Origin of the sequence: Pulveribacter sp. (assembly GCF_032079985.1) — a bacterium.
Taxonomy (GTDB): Bacteria; Pseudomonadota; Gammaproteobacteria; order Burkholderiales; family Burkholderiaceae_C; genus Melaminivora.
Genome location: NZ_DAMATK010000003.1, coordinates 217,155 through 237,925 on the forward strand (window position 1 = coordinate 217,155; position 20,771 = coordinate 237,925).

A 20,771-nucleotide genomic window follows, 5' to 3' on the forward strand; every position below is an offset into this window, starting at 1 on the left:
CGAACATGGCGCCATGCCCGCCCACCCTGCTCTTGGCTCCCGTGCCGCGATCCTGGGCCTGGCCGCCCTGGCCTGCGCTGCCGGCACGGCGCAGGCGCAGTGCACCAGCATCCTGCCCGCCCCGCGCCTGCTGGTCGAACGCTTCATCAGCGCCGATTGCGAGGACTGCTGGACACAGCCCCGCGCCCGGCTCTCGCCACCGCCCTCCTCCACGCTGGTGCTGGACTGGATCGTGCCCGGCCGGCAGGGCGACGATGCGCCGCTGGCCGCCGCCGCCGTGCGCGAGAGCGAAAGCCGCCTGGCCGAGCTGGGCCGCGCCACGCCCGCGGACAGCGACCTGCACGTCACCGACCTGCCTGCGCAGCCCACGGCACGGCTGCGCGTGGGCCAGGGCCCGGCAGTGGCGGACTATCTGGGCATCACCGCGCGCTTCACGCCGCCGGCGCGTGCGGCCGGCCCCTACCGCCTCGGCGTGGCGCTGGTCGAAGCCATCCCTGCCGGCACGGAGGGCACACCCATCGCCAGGAATGTGGTCAGAAATGCCTTCGAAGCCTTGTGGGACGTGCGCAAACCGCTATCGAAAAAAGAGCAGCAGGGCTGGCTGGAAGTGCGCGCCATGCGCATCCCCGACGGAGCGCAGCCCGAGCGCCTGCGCGTGCTGGCCTGGGTGCGTGATGGCGCGGGCCGGCTGGTGGCGGGCGCCCAGACGCGCTGCGATTGACCCCACGGAAGCCGGCACAGCCGGGCGACACTAGAATCAGCCACCGGGCCCAAGTTTCTTGCGCCCGGTTTTTTATGCCCGCACGGGCCGCACAGGAAACCGGAGCCCTGAGCCAAGCGCCCTTCTCGCGCCGCGAAATCCCTCGCCGCGCGACCCTCACAGGAGCTTGGAGCCTCATGGAAATCTTCGACTACGACAACATCCTGCTGCTGCCGCGCAAGTGCCGCGTGCAAAGCCGCTCGGAGTGCGACGCGAGCGTGCAGCTGGGCGGACGCAGCTTCAAGCTGCCCGTCGTGCCCTCCAACATGAAGACGGTGGTGGACGAGCAGATCTGCGTCTGGCTGGCGCAAAACGGCTACTTCTACGTCATGCACCGATTCGACCTGGACAACGTGCAGTTCGTGCGTGACATGCAGGCCAGGGGGTGCTTCGCCTCTATCTCGCTCGGTGTGAAAAAGCCCGACTACGAGATGGTGGACCGCTTCGTGGCCGAGGGCCTGTGCCCCGAGTACATCACCATCGACATCGCCCACGGCCACGCCGACACCGTCAAGGAGATGATCGGCTACCTCAAGGCCAAGCTGCCCCAGGCTTTCGTGATCGCCGGCAATGTGGGCACGCCCGAGGCCGTGATCGACCTGGAGAACTGGGGCGCGGACGCGACCAAGGTGGGCATCGGCCCGGGCAAGGTGTGCATCACCAAGCTCAAGACCGGCTTCGGCACGGGCGGCTGGCAGCTGTCGGCGCTGAAATGGTGCGCCCGCGTGGCCACCAAGCCCATCATTGCCGACGGCGGCATCAGGAGTCACGGCGACATCGCCAAGAGCATCCGCTTCGGCGCAACCATGGTCATGATCGGCTCGCTGTTCGCCGGCCACGAAGAGTCTCCCGGTCAGACGGTGGAGGTGGACGGCCAGCGCTTCAAGGAGTACTACGGCTCGGCCTCGGACTTCAACAAGGGCGAGTACAAGCACGTGGAGGGCAAGCGCATCCTGGAGCCCGTCAAGGGCCACCTGGCCGACACGCTCATCGAGATGGAGCAGGACGTGCAAAGCTCCATCAGCTACTCCGGCGGCACCCGGCTCATGGACATCCGCAAGGTCAACTACGTCATCCTGGGCGGGGACAACGCGGGCGAACACCTGCTGATGTGAAATTTTGCGCCGCTTTTTCTACGAAGGCCAAAAAATCGTGCATAATCGCGGACTTCGCTGCAGTGCACGACTTTAGCGAAAAGGGCTCTTAGCTCAGTTGGTAGAGCAGCGGACTCTTAATCCGTTGGTCGAAGGTTCGAATCCTTCAGGGCCCACCAACACCTCGAAACCCGCTACGGCTTGACGGCCGCAGCGGGTTTTTGTTTGGCTGGACAAAAAAAAGCTGGCACGCAGCCAGCCTTTCAGAACGTGCCCCTTGGGCCAAGCGCTGCCTTGCAGCAGCCGCCAGAGCCCAGGAGTTGGGCAGTGACTGTCAGTAGCGCCCGCCGCGGTAGCCACCGCGGTCGCCGCCAGTGCGGGGCTCCATGGGGCGTGCAACGTTCACGGTCATCGCGCGGCCTTCCACGGATTTGCCATTCAGGCCATCGATGGCGGCCTGCGCCTCGGCATCGCTGCCCATTTCCACGAAGCCAAAGCCCTTGGAGCGTCCGGTATCGCGCTCCATCATGACCTTGGCGGAATTGACGGCGCCGAACTGGGAAAACTGCTGCTGGAGCGATTCGTCGCGCATGGAGTAGGCCAGATTGCCCACGTAGAGTCGGTTGTTCATGAGTGTGTGTTTCAGGTGAAGGAAAGGGCAGCCTCTCCAGGCCCACCCTTTAAGGGGAAATTCCGGTGCAGACGTCAGCGGCGACGTGCGGTCGGCGGGCCGGTTCGCGTGCGGTTCTCGATGTGGCGGAAGGTGATTCGGCCCTTGGTCAGGTCGTAGGGAGACATCTCCAGGGTCACCAGGTCGCCAGCGAGGATGCGGATGCGGAACTTGCGCATCTTGCCTCCGGTATAGGCAATGAGCGGGTGGCCATTGTCCAGCGTCACGCGGTAGCGGGCGTCGGGAAGGACTTCGTCGACCTTTCCCTGCATTTCAATCAATTCTTCTTTGGCCACGAGTCTCCTTAGGTGAAAAGGGGTGGAAGAGAGACGCTTCTCAGCCCAGCTGGCCCAGCAGCACCATGCTGCGGCCCTGCGTCAGGGCATATCGCACGGCCTGCGCATCGCAGGCGAAGCGCGGGATGAAGCGGAAGATGCGGTCGTGCATACCGCGGCGGATCGAGACCGAGGCAGCAAACGTGCCGGCGTCGGTCGGTTGGGTGAGCGCTGTGACAACATAGTTGCCCACGCGCTCGGCGTTTCTGGTATCAGGCATCGCAAGGCTGAAGACGCCCGCCGAAAGTGCGCGCCATCAGAAATTCATGGGTGGAGATGGATCCCCAGGCGGCGCCAGGCGCTGGAAGGGGGTGAGCGGACCCTGGGCTCAGTGCGCGGATCCGCGATGGGCTCGCTGCTACGGACACGCTAACAGCTGGCAAACCTGGCAGGTAAGCGCGGCCAGAAGGCCGCAGACGTCAGATGGCTGCCGCCTTGGCGAGCAAGCAGGCGGCGCAAGGGCGAATTATAGCCGATTTCGCAGATAAAAACTAATTTTTATTCGCAAAATTCATATTCGAACGGAGACCTCGATTGCCATCATCCAGCCACGTCAGGGGTTGGGCTGAAGCTGGGCTTGGGAGTCGGCCTCCGGCACGTAAACCATGGACCCATCCTTGAGCCGATAGGCCACACCGGCCTTCGCACCCTGCCCCTCGCCGATCTCGCCGCTGGCCTTGTAACGATCGATCTTGTGGCCGTCCTTGACGACGATCTCCATGTTGTCCTTGCCGGGGTTCTTGATGACGGTGACCGACTCGCTGGAAAACGGGTTCACCGCGCTGCCCGCCACGGCCAGCAGCAGCGCGGCGATGACCACGAGGAACACGTCGATGAGGTTCACGACCGAGAGGATGGGGTCGTCCCCTTCCAGGTCTTCCATCAAACGCAGGCGGCTCATTGCGCGCCCTCCACGGCCATGGTGGCCAAGGGATCGTGAACGCGCGCGGGCGCGGATGAGGCAAGTGCCTCGTGCTCGATGGCCGCCAGGTCCACGGCGTACCAGCGCCGGCGCACGTTGACCACCACGTAGCTGATGGACGCGGCCAGCAGCGCCAGGATCACCGCCGAGAAGGCCACCGTGAGGTTGCGCGAGACGTCCTGCATCTGTCCGTCGGACAGAGCCATCAGCGCCGGACCCATGGGGATCATGGTGGCCACCAGGCCCAGCATGGGCGCGATGCGCGTGGCAATGCGGGCGAACTCCATGCGCTTGGTGGCCAGCGCCTCCAGCTCGGTCAGCGTCAGTTGCGGGTTGCGCACCCGCGCGGCGGCCAGCTCGAAGCCGCCGGCCTGTCCCGCATGGCGCTGCCAGGCCTGCCACAGGAAGGCGCCCAGCGCGTAGAAGGCATGAACGAACAGCAGGGCGATCAGCAGCAGCACGGGCGTGAGGAACAGCTGGCTGGCGGAATACATCGCCGATTCGATAGGGTTGACAGTCATGGTCTTGCGGTGTCAGTTAGCAGGAGAGTGGAAAAAAACGGTCGCGGCGGCGCTGCTGCCAGGCGCCCATGCCGCCGATGCCCGCCAGGGCCAGGACGAACAGCGCCGTGGCGGGGTTGAAGGGCTGCGGGGCGGACGGCTCGACCTTGGCCAGGCGCATGCCGGTGACCACGGGCGGGGCCGGCGCCGGGGGTGCAGGTTCGGCAGCGGCACCGGCGGCTTGCTGCACCGGCTGCGAAGGAGCCGCCGCGGCCTGGGGCGCTTGCAGGCCGTAGCCGGCTTGGGCGGCATCAGCTGCGCCCTGGCCCACGAAAGCGGCGAAGCGCGCGTTGTCGCTGCGCACGTCGAAGCGCTCAGCCAGGTCACGCCAGCGGCTTTTCAGCTCGCGCACGGTGGCAGCGTCGGCCTGCCAATAGCCCTGGCGGGCGGCCTCCAGCATGCGCTCCATCGTCTGTGCCAGGGCATGCGGGTTGTTCGCCTCGAACCACTTCTTCAGGCCCAGCTGGTGCTTGTCGCGCACGTAGACGTCCACCATCTCCTGCCACTGGTCGTCGCGCACTATTTCTCGCGCCGTCGCCGTCCAGCCCCAGAAGTTGTTGGTGGCGTCCAGCACCTGCAGCGTGCCGGCATAGCCTTCCTTCATCAGGCCCTGGATGTAGCCGGGATGGAACTGGCGCGTGGCCAGCTCCTTGGCCAGGAACTGGGCCGCGCCCTCCACCCGCCCGCTGCCAGCCCCGCGCAGGTTGCTGATGTACAGCTCGGGCGCCTTGCCGTCGAGGTGGCGCACGGCCAGGGCGATGCCGCCCAGGTACTGGAAAGGGTCGTCGGTGGTCAGCATGCCGTACAGGTTGGAGCTGCGCGAGAGCACCGCGCCCTCGGTGCCGCTCAGGTGCTCGGCGTACAGGTTCACACCCCTGCCCGCCTCGGTGCCGGCGCCGGCCTGGCCCCACTGCGCCTCGTCGGGGCCGTAGGCGAACTGCATCTTGGACAGGTAGAGCCGGGCCAGCTTGCGGTCGCCCTCCTCCTTGCCCTTCCAGGTGTCGGTGGCCAGGGTTGCATCGTCCAGGCCGGTGCCGTAACGCCCGCTCTCCGACGCAAAGATGCGCGTGGCGCCGGCCAGTTCAGCGGCCTGGGCGTCCACGCCCTGCGCCACAAGCTTGCGCGCGATGCGCCCGGCGTTGGCGGCAACGGGGTTGTCGCCCTCATCCGCCGCGCGCGCCGCCAACAGCACCGCCTGAGCCAGCTGCTTCATGACGTTGGGGAAATGGTCGCGGTACAGGCCCGTGGCCGACAGCACCACGTCCACGCGGGGACGGCCCAGCTCTTCGCGCGTCACCAGCTTCACGCCGGTGACGCGCCCGCCGGCGTCCCACACCGGCTCCACGCCCAGCAGCCACAGGGCCTGGGCTTCGAGCATCCCGAAGTGGCGCATGGTCTCCACCGACCACAGGCTGAAGGTCAGCTTGGCCGGCTGCCTGCCGCGCAGGCGGCGGTGCTCGGCCAGCAGGTTCTCGGCCGCCTGCTTGCCTGCCTCCCAGGCCTGTCTGGTGGGCACGCGCGAGGGGTCGAAGCCGTACAGGTTGCGGCCCGTGGGATAGGCGTCGGGGTTCTTGATCGGGTCGCCGCCGTAGGACGTGGGCAAGTAGCGCCCGTCCAGCACGGCCAGCAGGCCGCGCAGCTCGTCCTGCGCGCCCAGGTTGGCGTAGGCCTGGCGCGCCTGTTGCAGGGATTCCTGCAGCGCTTCTGGCAGGCCGTCCAGGGGCTCGGCGGCGACCACGTGGCGCTGCAGCAGCTGGTAGGGCGCGCTCTGCGCCAGCCGGCCCCAGGGGCCGACCAAGGCCTCGTCGAGGTCGGCGGCGGGCACGCCCGCATGCTGCGCGGCGGCCTCCCAGAAGCTCTTGCTCAGCATGAGCAGCACGGTGCCCAGGCGGTGCAGCTCCTCGGGCGGGCGGCCCAGGGTGTGCAGGCCCTGCGGCTGGGCGGTCTGCGCCAGCTCGTGCAGGTGGTTGTGCAGTTCGCCGACGAAGGCGCTGAACTCCTGCCGGGCCCGCGCCTCGGTCCAGCCCATGTCGGCAATCACGCGCTCCTTTTTTGCCAAGGCCAGCAGGTCGGCGGCTATTGCGGAGCGCAAGGCGCCATCGTCCTGCGCCTGCCACTGGTGCAGCAGGTCGTGCATCTGCGTCAGCGCGTCGTGCAGGCCGCCGGGGGTGAACGGCGGGGTCTGGTGGCTGACGATGGTGGCGCGCCCGCGCCGCTTGGCCTGGGTGGCCTCGCCGATGTTGTCGGCGATGTAGGGGTAGGCCACGGGAATGTCGCCCAGGGCCAGCAGCGGCGCGTCGTGCACGGACAGGCCGCGCTCCTTCCCTGGCAGCCATTCCTGCGTGCCGTGCGTGCCGAAGTGCACCAGCGCATCGTTGCCCTGGCGCGTCCACAGGTAGGTGGCCAGGTAGTGGTGCGGCGGCAGCTCGGTGGTGGAGTGGTAGATCTCCTTTTCCTTGGCGCGCGCGTCGCTGCTGCCCGGCGCCATACCGCTGCGTCCCGGCTGGGGCAGCAGGGTGACCTGGCCCAGCTGCAGGCGCGGAATCACGAAATAGGCCTGGCCGTTCTGACGGATGACCCAAGGCGACTGCTCCGGCTCGCCCCAGGCGGCGCGCAGCGCATCCTGCGTGGGCTGCGGCAGGCCGGCCACCCAGGCGCGGTAGTCGGCCACGGGCAGCAGCGCGGCCAGGCCGTCGCGAAGCAGCGGCTGCAGCTCGCCGGCGCGGTAGGCGGGGGCCAGCAGGCGCTGCAGCAGGGCGATGAGGTGCGTCTCGTCCGGCACTTCGGTGCGGTAGCCGGCGGCGCTCATGGCCGACAGGGTGCTTTGCAGGCTGCGCGGCACGTTCAGGAACGACGCCGACAGGTTCTTCTCGCCTGCGGGATAGTTCCAGAACATGACGGCCACGCGCTTGTCCGCGTTGGGCGTGCGCTGCAGCCGCGCCAGGTTCAGTGCCTTGGCCGCCACGGCGGCGGCCTGGGGCGCAATCGGCACGATCTGCTCGTCGCCCTTGCGCACGGCCGACGCCACCTGGATGTCGGTCACGCCAGCGTATTCGGCCTGCGCCAGGTAGAACGGCACGTCCATCACCGGCACGCCCTGCGGGCTGGCGGCCCAGTCGGCCGCGTCGCCGCGGCGGTAGGTCATGGCCTGGATGACGGGGATGCCCAGCCGCTGGAACTCCTCGCGTCGCTCCTCGGCGTTCAGCATGATCTGCGTGTTGACCAGCACGTCGGCCAGCGCGGGCGTGCCGGGCCCGCCGGGCTGCAGCACCTGGGCGAAGCCGCCCTCCCCCATCATGGGCGTGTAAAACGGCAGGGCCACGGCGCCGCCAGCCTCGATGCGCGCAACCAGGTCGTCGATGAACGCCGTCTGTAGGGAGCCGATGTACTGCTGGTGCAGCGCAATGGCGATCACCGGCCTGCGGCCCGGCGCGCCGGGCTGCGTGCCCTGCCCGCGCAGGTAGGCCAGCGCATCGGCCGTGACCAGGCTGCCTAAGCGCGGGTGGTACACGCCGGTCTTGGGAAACACCACCGGATCGGGCGCCGCGGCCAGGGCGTTGCCGCCGGCCAACTGCGCCGCCAGCGTGGCGAAGAAACCCTCGTAGTTCTGCCGCCCGCCGCTGGCGTAGTAACCGATGAGCCGGTGCGCCACGGGCTCGGGGAGCCCGCCGCCCCAGGCCGGGCGCTGGTCGTACAGCCAGGCATGGGGCACGGCCAGCGCCGGCAGGGCGCGCACCAGGCGGCCTTTCACCTGGTCCTGCAGATAGCTGTCGAAGAACACGGCGTCCCGGCCCTGCCACAGCCCGGCGTCCACGTCGGCGGGCAGGCTGTTCAGGTAGCGCACCTCGACGCTGATGCCGTGCGAGCGCGCGATCTCGGCCAGCTGGTGGAACTTGCCCTGGGGCACGTTGCCGGTGGCGATGAACAGCACCGACGCGGCCCGCGCCGTGCCCGCCAGCAGCAACAGCAGCGCCGCGCACAGCCGCAGCCAACGCAGCTTGTTGTTTGTAGTCAAATCAGCCTCCAGCCCTTTGCAGACAAGCGCAAGCAGCTATGATTTTCATAGTCAAAAATCCAGCCGGGCGGACACGAAGGCACGGCGCCCCTGCTCGGCGTAGCCGAAGGCGGGGGAGCGCTCGGCCAGGCGCAGATCGCCCAGGTTTTCCAGGCCGGCGCGCAGGTTCAGGCGCTGACCGTTGCCCACGTCCCAGGCGCGACCGAGGCTGGCGTTCCACAGGGTGTAGGCCGGCAGCCGCATGCCGCTACTGGTTTGGCGGCCGGTGTATTCCATGCCCAGCTGCGCATCCCACTGCGCCACGCGCCAGGCCAGGCGCGAGGCAACGCTGGTGCCCGGCCGGTCGGACAGGCGCTCGCCGGTGGTCTTGTCGCGCGTGCGCAGCAACGTGGCGTCCACGCTCCAGCGCAGCCGCGGGATGATGTTCCAGGTGGCGCCGGCCTCCAGGCCCTGGATGCGCGCCGCGTCCACGTTGTCGTAGAGGTAGCTGCGGCGCGTGCCCACCTGTTCCATCAGCCGGTAGGTGATGAGCTGCCTGACCTCGGTGTGGAAGGCGGTGGCGCGCAGCGACCAAGCGTCGCTCACCTGCCAGTCGGCGCCCAGCTCGAAAGAGTTGGACGTCTCGGGCTGGATGTCGGCGTTGCCCCGGAAGGTGTGCGGCCCCTCGGCGCCGACGTAGTTGGGCGAGATCTGCTTGAGCGTGGGCGCCTTGAAGGCGTGGCCGTAGCCGCCCTTGACCACCAGCTGCGGGCTGGCCTCCCAGACCAGGTAGGCGCGCGGGCTCAGCTCGGTGCCGAAGATGCCGTGGTGGTCGGCGCGCAGGCCCAGCGTGGCCAGCAGGTTGTGCCCCAGGGCGAACTCGTCCTGCACGAACAGCGCCTTGTGTTTGACGCTGTCGCTGCCGGTGGTCAGGCCGGCGTTGACCAGTTCCTCATCGCGCCACTCGCCGCCCACCGTCACCTGGTGGCCACCGAAGCGGGTGCTGGCGAAGCCGTCCACCACGCCGTCCGTCATGTCCTGGGCGCGCGTGGGCGCCACGCCGTTGGTGCGGCTGTTGCGCACGCTGAATTCGCTGCGGTAGGCGCGCAGCTGCATCTTCCAGCCTTGTACCTCGCCCTTCCAGCCGATATGCGTCTGGCGGCGCTCCAGGTCGTAGCGGTTGGCATAGGGCTTGGTGCCGCTCACGTCGTCGTAGAAGCGCCGCTCCTCACCGTCGGTCACGCCGGCCTCCAGCCGGTGGCCGGGCGCGAGGTCGAACTCGGCATTCAGCCCCAGGCTGCGCGGCTTGCGGCCCTCGATCTCGCTGGTGCGCGGGTCATCCACATTGGGCACGGCGTCGCGGTGGGCGTATTCGGCGTTCACCGACAGGCGCAGCCGCTCGGTCAGCGGCCCGGCGGCGAAGACCGAGGTGCCGCCCTCGAGCGCGCCCTCGCTGCCCACGGGGAAGGCGCCGCTGGTGCCGACCGAGCCTATCCAGTGGTCCCTGGGCTTCTTGGTGATGATGTTCATCACCCCGCCCAGCGCCTCGGAGCCGTACAGCGCCGACATCGGCCCGCGGATGATCTCCACGCGCTCGATGGCCGAGATTGGCAGCCAGCCGTATTGGTAGTCGGAGTGGCCGATCACGTCGTCGCTGGCGCTGATGCGCCGCCCGTCGATCAGCGTCAACGTGTGCTTGCCCTCCAGGCCGCGCAGCGCCAGCGTCTTGCGCCCGCCGACCTGGCGCGCGCTCAGGGTGACGCCCGGCGCGCCGCGCACGGCGTCCAGCAGGTCCGAGGCATGGCGCTCGGCCAGCTCTTCGGCGGTGATGACGGTGACGCTGGCCGGCGCGGTGCGCGCGTCCTGCTCGGTCAGTGTGGCCGTGACGGTGACGGCGGGCAGCGCGGCGCCGGTCTCAGCGTGGGCGGCGCCGGCCAGGCAGCACAAGGCGGCGGCCGCGGCGGCCAGCGGATGCAGCCGGGCACGCCGGCGGGTGACGGTAAAAGGTTGGGCTTGCATGGGCGTTTTTCCGGGAAAAACCGCGGTGGCTGGACGCTGGCATGCAGGGGCTTGCGTGGGGCTGGGCGGGTGACAGCAAAGCGCGCGCGCCATGTCGGCGCACACGAAAACAAATGAGATTCATTTGTATTTGCGTATCATGACACAAATTCCAACAGATCCGGCTTGCGCTGCATCAACCCGCCGGTGATCAAGGCGGGCTCGTCCGCCAAGGGCCCGGTGTCCATAATCCCTCCCATGCAAGCCTTCCGACTCCTCCCCTCCTTCGCCCTGGCCGGTGCCGCCCTGCTCGCTGCTCCGGTTTACGCCCAGGTCGCCGTGCACGACGCCTGGGTGCGCGCCGCCGTGCCGCAGCAAAAGGCCACCGGCGCCTTCATGCGCCTGACGGCCGAGAAGGACGCGCGCCTGGTCGCCGCCAGCAGCCCGGCCGCCGGCGTCACGCAGATCCATGAGATGAAGCTCGAGGGCGAGGTGATGAAGATGCGCCACGTGCCGGGGCTGGACCTGCCCGCCGGCACGCCGGTGGAGCTCAAGCCCGGCGGCTACCACATCATGCTGATGGACCTGAAGCAGCCCGTGGCGGCCGGTGCCGACGTGCCGTTGACGCTGGTTTTCGAGGCCGCCGACGGCCAGCGGCAGACGTTGCAGGTGCAGGCCCCGGTGCGCGCCCTGGGCGCCGCCCCAGCCCACGGCCACGGTCACGGCAACCAGCGCTGAGCCGCAGATGGTTTGAGGTCTTTTTGGCCTCAAGCCCTTGCTGGACAAGCGCCAGCAGCTATCAATTCAGTAGTCTAGGTGCCCGCCCGCCCCGCCCCCGGCCGGGCCTTGGCCGATAATTTCCGGCCCGGCGCCGCGCGTGCGCCCTGCCCGCCTGCCGCACCTTGCCCCTGCCGCCCGACCATGCATCCTGATGCCTCCCACCTCTGGCGCGGCCCGCGCTGGGCCCTGGCCGTCCTGCTGGCGCTGCTGGGCATGGTGGGGCCGTTTTCCATCGACACCTACCTGCCGGCCTTCGGCGCCATCGCGCGCTCGCTGGGCGCCACGCCGGTGGGCATGCAGCAGACCCTGTCGGCCTACCTGTTCGGCTTTGCCTTCATGACGCTGTTCCACGGCTCGCTGTCCGACGGCTTCGGCCGCCGGCCGGTGGTGCTGTGGGGGCTGGCCATCTTCACCCTGGCCTCGGCCGGCTGCGCGCTGGCGCAGAGCATCGGCCAGCTGATCTTCTTTCGCGCGCTGCAGGGGCTGTCGGCGGGCGCGGGCATCGTGGTCTCGCGCGCCGTGATCCGCGACATCTACCCCCCCGCCCAGGCCCAGCAGGTGATGAGCCAAGTGACCATCTTCTTCGGCGTGGCCCCGGCCATCGCCCCCATGGTGGGCGGCTGGCTGTCGGCGCACCTGGACTGGCACAGCGTGTTCTGGTTCCTGACCGGCGTGGGCCTGTTCCTGTGGCTGGCCAACTGGCGGCTGCTGCCCGAATCGCTGCCGCCGGCGCAGCGCCAGCCGCTGCACATGGGCCACCTGATGCGCGGCTACTGGGAGCTGGGCACCAGTCCGCGCTTCGTGCTGCTGGCGCTGGCCAGCGGCGTGCCGTTCAACGGCATGTTCCTGTACGTGCTGTCCGCGCCGGCCTTCCTGGGCGAGCACCTGCACTTGGCGCCCACCGAGTTCTACTGGTTCTTCCTGCTCAACATCATGGGCATCATGGGCGGCGCCTGGGCCAGCGGGCGCCTGGCCGGGCGCATTGCCCCGAAGCGCCAGATCCGCCATGGTTTCGTCATCATGCTGGCCATGGCGCTGCTCAACCTGGGGCTGAACCTGGTGCTGCCTCCGCACCCTGCCTGGGCCATGCTGCCGATCGCCATCTTCTCCTTCGGCTGGGCGCTGATGGTGCCGGTGGTCACGCTGCTGGTGCTGGACCTGTACCCCCACCGCCGCGGCATGGCCTCGTCGCTGCAGGCCTTCGTGGGCTCCACCGCCAACGGCCTGGTGGCGGGCGTAGTGGCGCCGCTGGTCATGCACTCCACACAGCTGCTGGCGCTGGCCTCGCTGCTGATGATGTGCGTGGGGCTGTTCTCGTGGATTTACCTGCACCACCGCTGGCCGGAGATCGGCCGCACGGCGCAGGGCTGAGTCAGACGCTCCGGCCGCGCCGGTCCGCGCGCTGCCCCGCAGCGTAGTACTGCGTCTTTTGCGCGTACATGGCCTGGTCGGCCAGGTGCATGGTCGCCTCCAGCGAGTCGCCCGGCTGCGCCAGCGCCGTGCCCACCGCCAGGCTGAGCGCCTGACCCGGGTAGAACTGGTTGTTCAGCTCCTGTAACGCCAGCAGACGGTCGGCCATGGCCTGCACGGCACGCTCGTCGGCGCCGGGCAGAAGGATGGAGAACTCGTCGCCGCCGATGCGCGCGGCACAGGCCGGCGCATCCACGGCCTTTTGCAGCACCTCGCCGGCGCGGCGCAGCATGGCATCGCCCGCAGCGTGGCCCTGCTCGTCGTTGAGCGCCTTCAGGCCATTCACGTCGATGGCCAGCACGCCCACCGGCCACGGCCCCTTGCGCGCCAGGCGACCCATTTCCTCGACGTAGTAGGCGCGGTTGCGCAGGCCCGTCAGCACGTCGTGCTTGCCCAGGTATTCCAGGTAAGCTTCGGCCTTCTTGCGCGCGGTGATGTCCACCAGCGACAGCAGCACCATGCCCCAGTCGTCCCGGTGCTCGTGCAGCACGGCGAACTGCAGGTGGATGTGCAGCGGCTCGCCGGCCAGGTTGTAGTTGACCACCTCGCGCTGCTGAAAGAGCTTGCCCTCCCACAGGTCCAGCAGCTGCTCGGTGAAGGACTCGTGCATCTCGCCGCGCAGCACACGGTGGATGGCAGCCAGCAGCTCTTCCTTGTCGGCCGCGCCGAACAGCTGCAGGGTCAGCTGGTTCACGTCGATGACCCGGATCTCGCGCATGCACTGTTCGACGAAATCCGGGTGCACCCTGAGGAAGGTCCGGAAGTCCACGATGCCACGCGCGCGCATGTCATCCAGCAGACGCTTGACCTGGCTGAAGTCCTCCACCCACAGCGACACGGGCGAGTGCTCGAACAGGCTGCGCGCGTACTGCTCGCTGCGCTGCAGCCGGCGGCGGGCGCTCAGCTCCTCGGTGTTGTCCTCCAGCGAGACCAGCACGCGGCTCCAGGTGTCCTCGTGCCCGGGCAGGATGCGGCCGCGGATGTGCACGTCCAGCCGCCGCCCGTCCAGGGCGTAGTTCACCGTCTGGTTGGAAAATTCCCGCGCGCCGCTCCACAGCTGCTCGATCTCGGCGATGGCGTACTCGTGCATGTCGCCGCTGAAGACCCGGCCCAGCGAGGCCTCCAGCACCGCCTGGTCGGGCGCCGCCAGCAGCTGCAGCGTGCGCTGGTTCACCTTCAGCACTCGGATGGCGGCACCATATTCGGCCACGCACTCGGGGTGCTGGCGCAAGTGCCGCGCCAAGTCGGTCACGCCCTCGACGCGCCAGCGCGCGAACAGCGCGCGCACGCCGCTGTAGTCCTCCAGCCAGAGGGAGACGGGCGCCAGCTCGAACATGTGTTCGAAGTCGGCCTGCGAAGACAAAGCGGATGACATGCACAACCTCCCGGAGAGGGCGCCATTATCCGGGCCGTCGCAGTCATGAAAAAAAGCCAGCGTGCAGGCTGCAGGCTGGCTTTTCGCGTGAATTCAGCGCCATGGGCGCTGCGGCGGCCGATCAGCGGCCGGAACGCTCCGTGCGGCGCGGTGCATCGCCGCGCGGCGTGTAGGGCCGGCCGGCGCCTTGCGGCTTGCCGAAGGCCGGCTTGGCGGGACGGGCGAAGTCGCCGCCGCGGCCGAAGTCGGCACGGCCGGCGCCGCCGCTGCGCTCGCGGCCCTCGCCAAAGCCGCCGTGGCGACCATAGCCCTCGCCGTCGCGGCGTGGCGCATGGCCGTAGCCACCGCGGCCGGCACCCGTGGGGCCGCCGGCAAAGCCATCGCCACCGCGTGCCGGGCCGCGCGGGGCGCGGGCCTCGAAGTCCTGGCGCGGCGCGCCAAAACGATTGTCAGCACGGTCGCCGAAACGGTTGTCGGCGCGGTCGTTGAAGCGTGCGCCGCCAAAGCCGCCGCTGCGCTGCTCGCCACCACGGCCAAAGCGCTCGCCCCGGCCACGGCCGCCATCGCGCCCGCCACGGCCGTTGCCCCCGAATCCGCCCCCTTGCGGGAAGCGCTGCGTGGGCTCCAGCCCGGCTACCACTTCGGCCTTGAATGGCTGGCGGCTGTAGCCTTCGATGTCGAAGATCTTGCGACGGTCGCGGATCTCGGCGAACGTCACGGCCACGCCGTCGCGGCCGGCTCGGCCGGTGCGGCCAATGCGGTGCGTGTAGTCCTCCGCCTTCATCGGCAGGCCGAAGTTGAAGACGTGAGTGATGGTGGGCACGTCGATGCCGCGCGCCGCCACATCGGTGGCCACCAGGATCTGCACCTGGCCGTTGCGCAGCGCCATCAGGCGGCGGTTGCGCAGGCCCTGGCTCAGGGCACCGTGCAGCGCGACGGCCGAAAAGCCCTCCTGCTGCAGGTCGTTGGCCAGGCCGTCGCATTCGATCTGCGTGCTGGCGAAGACGATGGCCTGGTCGATGGTGCTGTCGCGCAGCCAGTGGTCCAGCAGCTTGCGCTTGTGCTGGGCGTTGTCGGCCCAGTAGAGCATCTGCTTGATGTTGGCGTGCTTTTCCTGCGGGGTGTCGATCTGCACCCGCTGCACGCTGGCGCCGCCGTCGTGCATCACGCGCATGGCCAGCTGCTGGATGCGCGGGGCGAAGGTGGCGCTGAACATCATGGTCTGCTTGCGCGCGGCCGTCAGGTCGTTGATCTCGGCCAGGTCGTCGGCAAAGCCCAGATCCAGCATGCGGTCAGCCTCGTCCACGACCAGGAACTGCACCTGGTCCAGCTTGATCTGCTGCGAGCGCTGCAGGTCCAGCAGGCGGCCGGGCGTGGCCACCACCAGGTTGGCGTTCTGCAGGCGAGCGATCTGCACCTGGTAGGGCATGCCGCCCACCACATTGGCGATGCGCAAGCCCTTGCAGTGCTTGACCAGCTCGATGGCGTCGTGCGCCACCTGCTGCGCCAGTTCGCGCGTAGGGCACAGCACCAGGGCGCCGGGCGTGGCGGCCTTGAAGTTGCGCGCCTGCATGGGGTTCTTGCGCTTGGGGCGCTTCGGCGGGGCCTCACCGCGGGCGGCGGCCTCGGCGGCGGCACGCTCGTGCTCGGCGCGGGCAGCGGCCTCGGCCTCGGCCTGCTGGCCGATCAGCGTGTGCAGCACGGGCAGCAGGAAGGCGGCGGTCTTGCCGCTGCCGGTCTGGCTGGAGACCATCAAGTCGATGAAGCGGCCGGCTTCGTCGCCTGCGCCCATGGCCAGGGGAATGGCCTTGTCCTGCACGGCGGTGGGCTGGGTGTAACCCAGGTCGCGCACGGCCTGCACCAGCTCGGGCGCCAGGCCCAGGCGGGTGAAGCCCTCGGGCAGGGAAGCTTCGGTGAGTTCAGGGGCGACGAGGGTGGCAACGCCCTCGGGCAGCAGGGTGGTATCGGCAGGCGCGGCTTGGCCCTGCTCTTGCAAACGATCAGTCATGGATTTTCTCCGGCAACGAGCGCCGCTGGCGCTACCCGAACGGGGGCCTCGTCAATGGTTACAAAACATCAACCATCAAACGAGACCCAAGGCCGTAGCGGACGGCCTGGGTGGGCAATTCATGCTGCACGGCCGCTTGTGTGAGCGATCAGTGCAAGGACCCGGAGAATGAAGGGAGATGCGCAAAAAAATTGCACCACCCTCAGGCGGTGCAATGCGTGATTATTGCACGATCCGGGTTTTCCCGCAGATCGTGCAAGGTCATCATGCTCAGTAGCTGGCCAGCGGCTTGGCCTTGCCGCTCTCGAAGGTCATGACCACCACAGGCGCCTTCACGCGGTTGCCTTTGGCGTCGTAGGCGTAGTCGCCCATCACGCCCTTGTAGGTGTTCTGGTGCATGTACGCGCCCACCTTGGCAGGGTCGACGGAGCCGGTCTTTTCCATGGCTTGACCGATGTTCATGACCTGGTCGTAGTAGAACGGGCCGTACACGTCGGGCGCCTGGCCGTAGCGCTTCTTGAACTTGTCCTGGAAGGCCTTGGCGCCCGCGTCGCTGTCCATCAACATGCCGGCGTAGGCGCAGTACACCACGCCATCCACGGCGTCGCCGCCCAGCTTGGGCATTTCGGGACTGCACAGGGTGTCGCCGCCCAGCAGCTTGGCGTTGATGCCCAGCTGCTTGATCTGGCGCGCCATGGGGGCGGCCTGCGGGGCGTAGCCGCCGTAGAAGATGGCCTCGGGCTGCTTGGCCTTGATGTTGGTGAGGATGGCCATGAAGTCGGTGGCCTTGTCGGTCGTGAACTCGCGGCCCACCACGGTCATTCCCAGCTTTTGCGCCTCCTTGGCGAACTCGTCCGCCAGGCCCTGGCCGAAGGCCGTGCGGTCGTCGATCACGGCGACCTTCTTGGCCTTCAGGTCCTTGGCGGCATAGGCGGCCATGTTGGCGCCAGCCTGCACGTCGCTGGCGACAATGCGAAACAGGTTCTTGTAGCCGGCCTCGGTGATCTTGGGGTTGGTGCCCACGGTGGAGACCAGGGTGCCGCCCTTGTCGTACTCGCGCGATGCGGGGATGGTCACGCCCGAGCAGTACGGGCCCATGACGTAGCGCACGCCGGTGTCGACGAACTTCTGCGCCACGGCCACGCCGGCCTTGGCGTCGCACTGGTCGTCCTCGGAGACGACCTCGAACTTCAGCGTCTTGCCGCCCACGTTGATCTTGCGTGCGTTCAGCTCCTCGACGGCCAGGCGCACGCCGTTGTCGTTGTCGCGGCCGGCAAAGGTGTTGGGGCCGGACAGCGGGCCGCTATGGCCGATCTTGACGACCTGCTCCTGGGCGAAGGCGCCCGTGGCGCAGACGAGTGCGGCCGCGGCGAGGGCGGAAGATTTGAACGAAAAGAAGAAAGACATGGCGAAGTCTCCGATGGGAACACTGTTTGGAAGGCCGCGGGCCTGCTGGTGGGCAGGCCCGGGCACTGTGTGCCTGGGTACAGGCAGCCTTTGATTATCCCGCCTGCGGGGGGACGAAAAAATGCGTGCGGTAGTGCGCCAGCTCGTCAATGGATTCGTACACGTCCGCCAGCGCCGTATGCCGCTGGGCCTTCTTGAAGCTGGAGTAGGCCTCGGGCTTCCAGCGCCGGGCCAGCTCCTTGAGCGTGCTCACGTCCAGGTTGCGATAGTGGAAGAACGCCTCCAGCCTCGGCATGTACTTCACCAGGAAGCGCCGGTCCTGGCCGATGCTGTTGCCGCACATCAGGGCCTTGCCCTTGGGCACGTAGCGCTTGAGGAAGGTCAGCAGTTCTTCCTCGGCCTGCGCCTCGGTGACGGTGGACATGCGCACCTTCTCGATCAGGCCACTGCGTCCGTGCGTGCCCTTGTTCCAGGCGTCCATGGCGCCCAGCAGTTCGTCGCTCTGGTGGATGACAAGGACCGGACCCTCGATGCGTGGGGAGAGGTCGGGGCCGGTGACGACCACGGCGATCTCCAGCAGTCGCTCTTTCTCGGGGTCGAGGCCGGACATTTCGCAGTCCAGCCAGACCAGGTTCAGGTCGGATTTGGCCAAGGTGGGGGAAGCAGTGGGCGCGGTGTCGGTCATCCGGCCGATTTTCACCGATAGCCGCAGGCCCCCAGGCTCTAAACTGCGGCGTCCATGCCCTCGCTTCTTTCCCCTTCCCTCCTGCTGACCTACGCCTTCGCCGCTGCCCTGGTGGCCGGGTTGCTGCTGAAATTCTGGCTGGCCTCGCGCCAGGTGCGCCACGTGGCGCAGCATCGCGGCGCCGTACCCGCGCCGTTTGCCGCGCGCATCGCGCTGACCGCGCACCAGAAGGCGGCCGACTACACGCTGGCGCGCACGCGCTTTGGCCTGCTGCAGCTGGCCTTTGGTTCGGCCGTGCTGCTGGGCTGGACACTGCTGGGCGGGCTGGACGCGCTGAACCAGGCGCTGCTGGCCTGGCTGGGCGGCGGCATGCTTCAGCAGCTGGCGCTGCTGGGCTGCTTTGCCCTCATCAGCGGCCTGCTGGATCTGCCGGTGCAGCTGTACCAGACCTTCGTGCTGGAGCAGCGCTTCGGCTTCAACCAGATGACGCCCCGGCTGTGGCTGGCCGACCTGACCAAGTCCACGCTGCTGGTCGCCCTCATCGGCCTGCCGCTGGCCGCGCTGGTGCTGTGGCTGATGCACGCTGCCGGCCCGCTCTGGTGGCTGTGGGCCTGGGCTGCGTGGATGGGCTTCAACCTGCTGCTGATGGTGGTCTACCCGCTCTTCATCGCGCCCCTGTTCAACAAGTTCCAGCCGCTGGCGGACGAAGCGCTGCGCACCCGCGTCACGGCGCTGATGCAGCGCTGCGGCTTCACCGCCCGCGGCCTGTTCGTGATGGACGGCAGCCGCCGCAGTGCGCACGCCAACGCCTACTTCACCGGTTTTGGTGCGGCCAAGCGCGTGGTGTTCTACGACACGCTGCTCAAGCAGCTCTCGGGCGACGAGGTCGAGGCCGTGCTGGCCCACGAGCTGGGGCACTTCCACCACAAGCACATCGCGCGGCGGCTGGTAGCCCTGTTCGCCCTGACCCTGGTCGGCTTTGCGCTGCTGGGCTGGCTGTCCACGCGCGGCTGGTTCTACACCGGCCTGGGCGTGGTGCCCAACCTGTCGCTGGATGGCTCCGCGCCCAACGACGCGCTGGCGCTGCTGCTGTTTCTGCTGGCGGCACCGGTGTTCACCGTGTTCCTCACGCCCCTGATGGCGCAACTGTCGCGCAAGCACGAGTTCCAGGCGGACGCCTATGCCGCCGCTCAGGCGGACGGCGGGCAGCTGGCCTCGGCCCTGCTCAAGCTCTACGAGGACAATGCCTCCACGCTGACGCCCGACCCGGTGTACGCGCGGTTCTACTACTCCCACCCCCCGGCCACGGAGCGCCTGGCGCGTCTGCCGGCCGCCCCGCTGCAAGGTGCCACGCCATGACCACGACCACCCCCTCCTCCATGCTGCCGAAGAAAGACTGGTCGCGCGAAAGCCGGCGCGCCCTGGGCCCCACCGAGGTGGTGGCGCAGCTCGGCCTGCTGCCCGGCTGGCGCCTGGCCGGTGACGGCGACCAGGTCGCCATCGAGAAGACCTTCACCTTCGCCAACTACCACGAGACCATGGCCTTCGTGAACGCCGTGGCCTTCATCGCCCACGTGCAGGATCACCACCCCGACCTGTCCGTGCACTACGGCCGCTGCGTGGTGCGCCTGAACACGCACGACGTGGGCGGCATCTCGGCCACGGACATCGACTGCGCCACGCGCATCGAGGCCCTGCTCTCGCTACAGCCCGCATGAGCGAGCGCGAAGGCCTGGTGGTGGCCAGCCACGGCCGCCACTGCGTGGTGGAGACCGGCGACGGCCAGCGCCGCATCTGCCATCCCCGCGGCAAGAAGGCCTCGGCCGTCGTGGGCGACCGCGTGCTGTGGCGCGCCCCGGCGCCCGGCCAAGGCGATGAGGGCACGATCGAGAAGGTGCTGCCGCGGCGCAACCTGTTTTATCGTCAGGACGAGGTGCGCACCAAGTCGTTTGCCGCCAATTTGGACCAGGTGCTGGTGCTGATCGCCGCCGAGCCGGTGTTCTCGGAAAGCCAGCTGACCCGGGCGCTGATCGCCTGCGAGGCCGCCGGCATCACGGCGCTCATCGCGCTGAACAAGAGCGACCTGGTCGAGCCCTTCGCCCGCGCCTGGGAGCGCCTGTGGCCCTACCGGCACATGGCCGGCGAAGGCGGCGCGGCCCACCACTACCGCGTGCTGCCGCTGTCGCTGGCCGAATCCAGCGAGGTGGACCGCGAGGCCCTGCTGGCGCTGCTGGAAGGCAAGACCACGCTGGTGTTGGGCCCCTCGGGCGCCGGCAAGAGCACGCTGGTCAATTTGCTGGTGCCCGGCGCCGCGGCGCAGACGGGCGAGATCTCGCAGGCGCTGAACTCCGGCCGGCACACGACCACCAGCACCCAGCTGTACTGGATCGACCCAGGGCGCCACACGGCACTCATTGACTCGCCGGGCTTCCAAGAATTCGGCCTGCGCCACCTAGCACCCACCGACCTGGCGCGCTGCATGCCGGACATCGCCGCCCACGCCGGCGAATGCCGCTTCTACAACTGCACCCACCTGCACGAGCCAGGCTGCGCCGTCATGGCCCACGTGGGCGAGGCGCGCGAGGCCGGCGCCATCAGCGTGCAGCGCCACCGCATCTACGGCGAGCTGTTCGCCGAGCTGAGCCAGAGCCGCTATTGATTAGGCATCAAATCGGCCTCCAACGCCTGTCCAGAAAGCGCCAGCAGCTATAAA

18 protein-coding genes and 1 tRNA gene are annotated in these 20,771 nt (G+C 68.6%); 8 read left to right on the forward strand and 11 right to left on the reverse strand.

Features of this window, described 5'->3' with window-relative positions:
• The first annotated feature begins 13 nt into the window (after positions 1–13).
• The 3 genes from RT282_RS12230 to RT282_RS12240 all read left to right on the forward strand — a co-directional run bounded on the left by RT282_RS12230 (position 14) and on the right by RT282_RS12240 (position 2,033).
• Positions 14–721 (forward strand): hypothetical protein, encoded by a 708-nt coding sequence (locus RT282_RS12230; RefSeq protein ID WP_313314436.1) that lies wholly within the window; start codon positions 14–16, stop codon positions 719–721.
• A gap of 176 nt (positions 722–897) precedes the next feature.
• Positions 898–1,875, forward strand: coding sequence for a GMP reductase (locus tag RT282_RS12235; protein ID WP_313314439.1), 978 nt, complete (start codon positions 898–900; stop codon positions 1,873–1,875).
• An 82-nt stretch (positions 1,876–1,957) separates the two neighbouring features.
• Positions 1,958–2,033, forward strand: a tRNA-Lys gene (locus RT282_RS12240).
• Positions 2,034–2,188: 155 nt separating this feature from the next.
• On the opposite strand, the gene RT282_RS12245 is transcribed toward RT282_RS12240, so the two are convergent.
• The 7 genes from RT282_RS12245 to RT282_RS12275 all read right to left on the reverse strand — a co-directional run bounded on the left by RT282_RS12245 (position 2,189) and on the right by RT282_RS12275 (position 10,354).
• Complete coding sequence (locus tag RT282_RS12245) at positions 2,189–2,485, reverse strand: RNA-binding protein (protein WP_312305528.1); 297 nt, start codon at positions 2,483–2,485, stop codon at positions 2,189–2,191.
• A 74-nt stretch (positions 2,486–2,559) separates the two neighbouring features.
• The gene (gene infA, locus RT282_RS12250) at positions 2,560–2,820 is read right to left on the reverse strand and encodes a translation initiation factor IF-1 (protein ID WP_312305525.1); all 261 of its coding nucleotides are present in this window, start codon (positions 2,818–2,820) and stop codon (positions 2,560–2,562) included.
• 40 nt (positions 2,821–2,860) lie between these two features.
• The gene (locus RT282_RS12255) at positions 2,861–3,079 is read right to left on the reverse strand and encodes a hypothetical protein (protein WP_312305522.1); all 219 of its coding nucleotides are present in this window, start codon (positions 3,077–3,079) and stop codon (positions 2,861–2,863) included.
• Positions 3,080–3,412: 333 nt separating this feature from the next.
• Complete coding sequence (locus RT282_RS12260) at positions 3,413–3,760, reverse strand: DUF2149 domain-containing protein (protein ID WP_313082917.1); 348 nt, start codon at positions 3,758–3,760, stop codon at positions 3,413–3,415.
• Positions 3,757–4,302: a MotA/TolQ/ExbB proton channel family protein gene (locus tag RT282_RS12265; RefSeq protein WP_313314443.1), complete on the reverse strand. Its 546-nt coding sequence runs from the start codon at positions 4,300–4,302 to the stop codon at positions 3,757–3,759. The genes RT282_RS12260 and RT282_RS12265 overlap by 4 nt, the downstream gene beginning before the upstream one ends.
• A gap of 16 nt (positions 4,303–4,318) precedes the next feature.
• A complete protein-coding gene (cobN, locus tag RT282_RS12270) occupies positions 4,319–8,356 on the reverse strand; it encodes a cobaltochelatase subunit CobN (RefSeq protein WP_313314445.1) in 4,038 nt (1,345 codons plus the stop codon).
• A 51-nt stretch (positions 8,357–8,407) separates the two neighbouring features.
• A complete protein-coding gene (locus RT282_RS12275) occupies positions 8,408–10,354 on the reverse strand; it encodes a TonB-dependent receptor plug domain-containing protein (protein WP_313314448.1) in 1,947 nt (648 codons plus the stop codon).
• A gap of 237 nt (positions 10,355–10,591) precedes the next feature.
• On the opposite strand from RT282_RS12275, the gene RT282_RS12280 reads away from it, so the two are divergent.
• Both RT282_RS12280 and RT282_RS12285 read left to right on the forward strand, forming a co-directional pair.
• The gene (locus RT282_RS12280; protein WP_313314450.1) at positions 10,592–11,071 is read left to right on the forward strand and encodes a copper chaperone PCu(A)C; all 480 of its coding nucleotides are present in this window, start codon (positions 10,592–10,594) and stop codon (positions 11,069–11,071) included.
• 183 nt (positions 11,072–11,254) lie between these two features.
• Positions 11,255–12,484: a multidrug effflux MFS transporter gene (locus RT282_RS12285; RefSeq protein WP_313314453.1), complete on the forward strand. Its 1,230-nt coding sequence runs from the start codon at positions 11,255–11,257 to the stop codon at positions 12,482–12,484.
• A gap of 1 nt (position 12,485) precedes the next feature.
• Here RT282_RS12285 and RT282_RS12290 read toward each other — a convergent pair whose 3' ends face one another.
• From RT282_RS12290 to orn, 4 genes are all read right to left on the reverse strand, one after another.
• Positions 12,486–13,958, reverse strand: a complete 1,473-nt coding sequence (locus tag RT282_RS12290; RefSeq protein WP_313314454.1) for a sensor domain-containing diguanylate cyclase — start codon at positions 13,956–13,958, stop codon at positions 12,486–12,488.
• A gap of 121 nt (positions 13,959–14,079) precedes the next feature.
• Positions 14,080–15,966: a DEAD/DEAH box helicase gene (locus tag RT282_RS12295; RefSeq protein WP_313314457.1), complete on the reverse strand. Its 1,887-nt coding sequence runs from the start codon at positions 15,964–15,966 to the stop codon at positions 14,080–14,082.
• Between the two features lie 270 nt (positions 15,967–16,236).
• The gene (locus RT282_RS12300) at positions 16,237–17,373 is read right to left on the reverse strand and encodes a branched-chain amino acid ABC transporter substrate-binding protein (RefSeq protein WP_313314459.1); all 1,137 of its coding nucleotides are present in this window, start codon (positions 17,371–17,373) and stop codon (positions 16,237–16,239) included.
• Positions 17,374–17,467: 94 nt separating this feature from the next.
• The gene (gene orn, locus RT282_RS12305) at positions 17,468–18,058 is read right to left on the reverse strand and encodes an oligoribonuclease (RefSeq protein ID WP_313314462.1); all 591 of its coding nucleotides are present in this window, start codon (positions 18,056–18,058) and stop codon (positions 17,468–17,470) included.
• Between the two features lie 54 nt (positions 18,059–18,112).
• Here orn and RT282_RS12310 point away from each other — a divergent pair, with 54 nt between their 5' ends.
• Genes RT282_RS12310 through rsgA form a run of 3 tightly spaced genes read left to right on the forward strand, consistent with a single transcriptional unit; the run spans position 18,113 to position 20,717 of the window.
• The gene (locus tag RT282_RS12310; RefSeq protein ID WP_313314465.1) at positions 18,113–19,417 is read left to right on the forward strand and encodes a M48 family metallopeptidase; all 1,305 of its coding nucleotides are present in this window, start codon (positions 18,113–18,115) and stop codon (positions 19,415–19,417) included.
• On the forward strand, positions 19,414–19,776 hold the full coding sequence (locus RT282_RS12315) for a 4a-hydroxytetrahydrobiopterin dehydratase (RefSeq protein WP_313314467.1): 363 nt from the start codon (positions 19,414–19,416) through the stop codon (positions 19,774–19,776). Before RT282_RS12310 ends, RT282_RS12315 begins: the two co-directional genes overlap by 4 nt.
• The gene (gene rsgA, locus RT282_RS12320) at positions 19,773–20,717 is read left to right on the forward strand and encodes a ribosome small subunit-dependent GTPase A (RefSeq protein WP_313314469.1); all 945 of its coding nucleotides are present in this window, start codon (positions 19,773–19,775) and stop codon (positions 20,715–20,717) included. Before RT282_RS12315 ends, rsgA begins: the two co-directional genes overlap by 4 nt.
• Positions 20,718–20,771 lie beyond the last annotated feature (54 nt).

What these genes read in the sequence shown, in the direction of transcription:
- RT282_RS12230 (WP_313314436.1), top strand. Translation starts at nt 14, where the DNA reads ATGCCCGCCCACCCTGCTCTTGGCTCCCGTGCCGCGATCCTGGGCCTG.
- RT282_RS12235 (WP_313314439.1), top strand. Translation starts at nt 898, where the DNA reads ATGGAAATCTTCGACTACGACAACATCCTGCTGCTGCCGCGCAAGTGC.
- RT282_RS12245 (WP_312305528.1), bottom strand. Translation starts at nt 2,485, where the DNA reads ATGAACAACCGACTCTACGTGGGCAATCTGGCCTACTCCATGCGCGAC.
- RT282_RS12255 (WP_312305522.1), bottom strand. Translation starts at nt 3,079, where the DNA reads ATGCCTGATACCAGAAACGCCGAGCGCGTGGGCAACTATGTTGTCACA.
- RT282_RS12260 (WP_313082917.1), bottom strand. Translation starts at nt 3,760, where the DNA reads ATGAGCCGCCTGCGTTTGATGGAAGACCTGGAAGGGGACGACCCCATC.
- RT282_RS12265 (WP_313314443.1), bottom strand. Translation starts at nt 4,302, where the DNA reads ATGACTGTCAACCCTATCGAATCGGCGATGTATTCCGCCAGCCAGCTG.
- RT282_RS12275 (WP_313314448.1), bottom strand. Translation starts at nt 10,354, where the DNA reads ATGCAAGCCCAACCTTTTACCGTCACCCGCCGGCGTGCCCGGCTGCAT.
- RT282_RS12280 (WP_313314450.1), top strand. Translation starts at nt 10,592, where the DNA reads ATGCAAGCCTTCCGACTCCTCCCCTCCTTCGCCCTGGCCGGTGCCGCC.
- RT282_RS12285 (WP_313314453.1), top strand. Translation starts at nt 11,255, where the DNA reads ATGCATCCTGATGCCTCCCACCTCTGGCGCGGCCCGCGCTGGGCCCTG.
- RT282_RS12290 (WP_313314454.1), bottom strand. Translation starts at nt 13,958, where the DNA reads ATGTCATCCGCTTTGTCTTCGCAGGCCGACTTCGAACACATGTTCGAG.
- RT282_RS12295 (WP_313314457.1), bottom strand. Translation starts at nt 15,966, where the DNA reads ATGACTGATCGTTTGCAAGAGCAGGGCCAAGCCGCGCCTGCCGATACC.
- RT282_RS12300 (WP_313314459.1), bottom strand. Translation starts at nt 17,373, where the DNA reads ATGTCTTTCTTCTTTTCGTTCAAATCTTCCGCCCTCGCCGCGGCCGCA.
- orn (WP_313314462.1), bottom strand. Translation starts at nt 18,058, where the DNA reads ATGACCGACACCGCGCCCACTGCTTCCCCCACCTTGGCCAAATCCGAC.
- RT282_RS12310 (WP_313314465.1), top strand. Translation starts at nt 18,113, where the DNA reads ATGCCCTCGCTTCTTTCCCCTTCCCTCCTGCTGACCTACGCCTTCGCC.
- RT282_RS12315 (WP_313314467.1), top strand. Translation starts at nt 19,414, where the DNA reads ATGACCACGACCACCCCCTCCTCCATGCTGCCGAAGAAAGACTGGTCG.
- rsgA (WP_313314469.1), top strand. Translation starts at nt 19,773, where the DNA reads ATGAGCGAGCGCGAAGGCCTGGTGGTGGCCAGCCACGGCCGCCACTGC.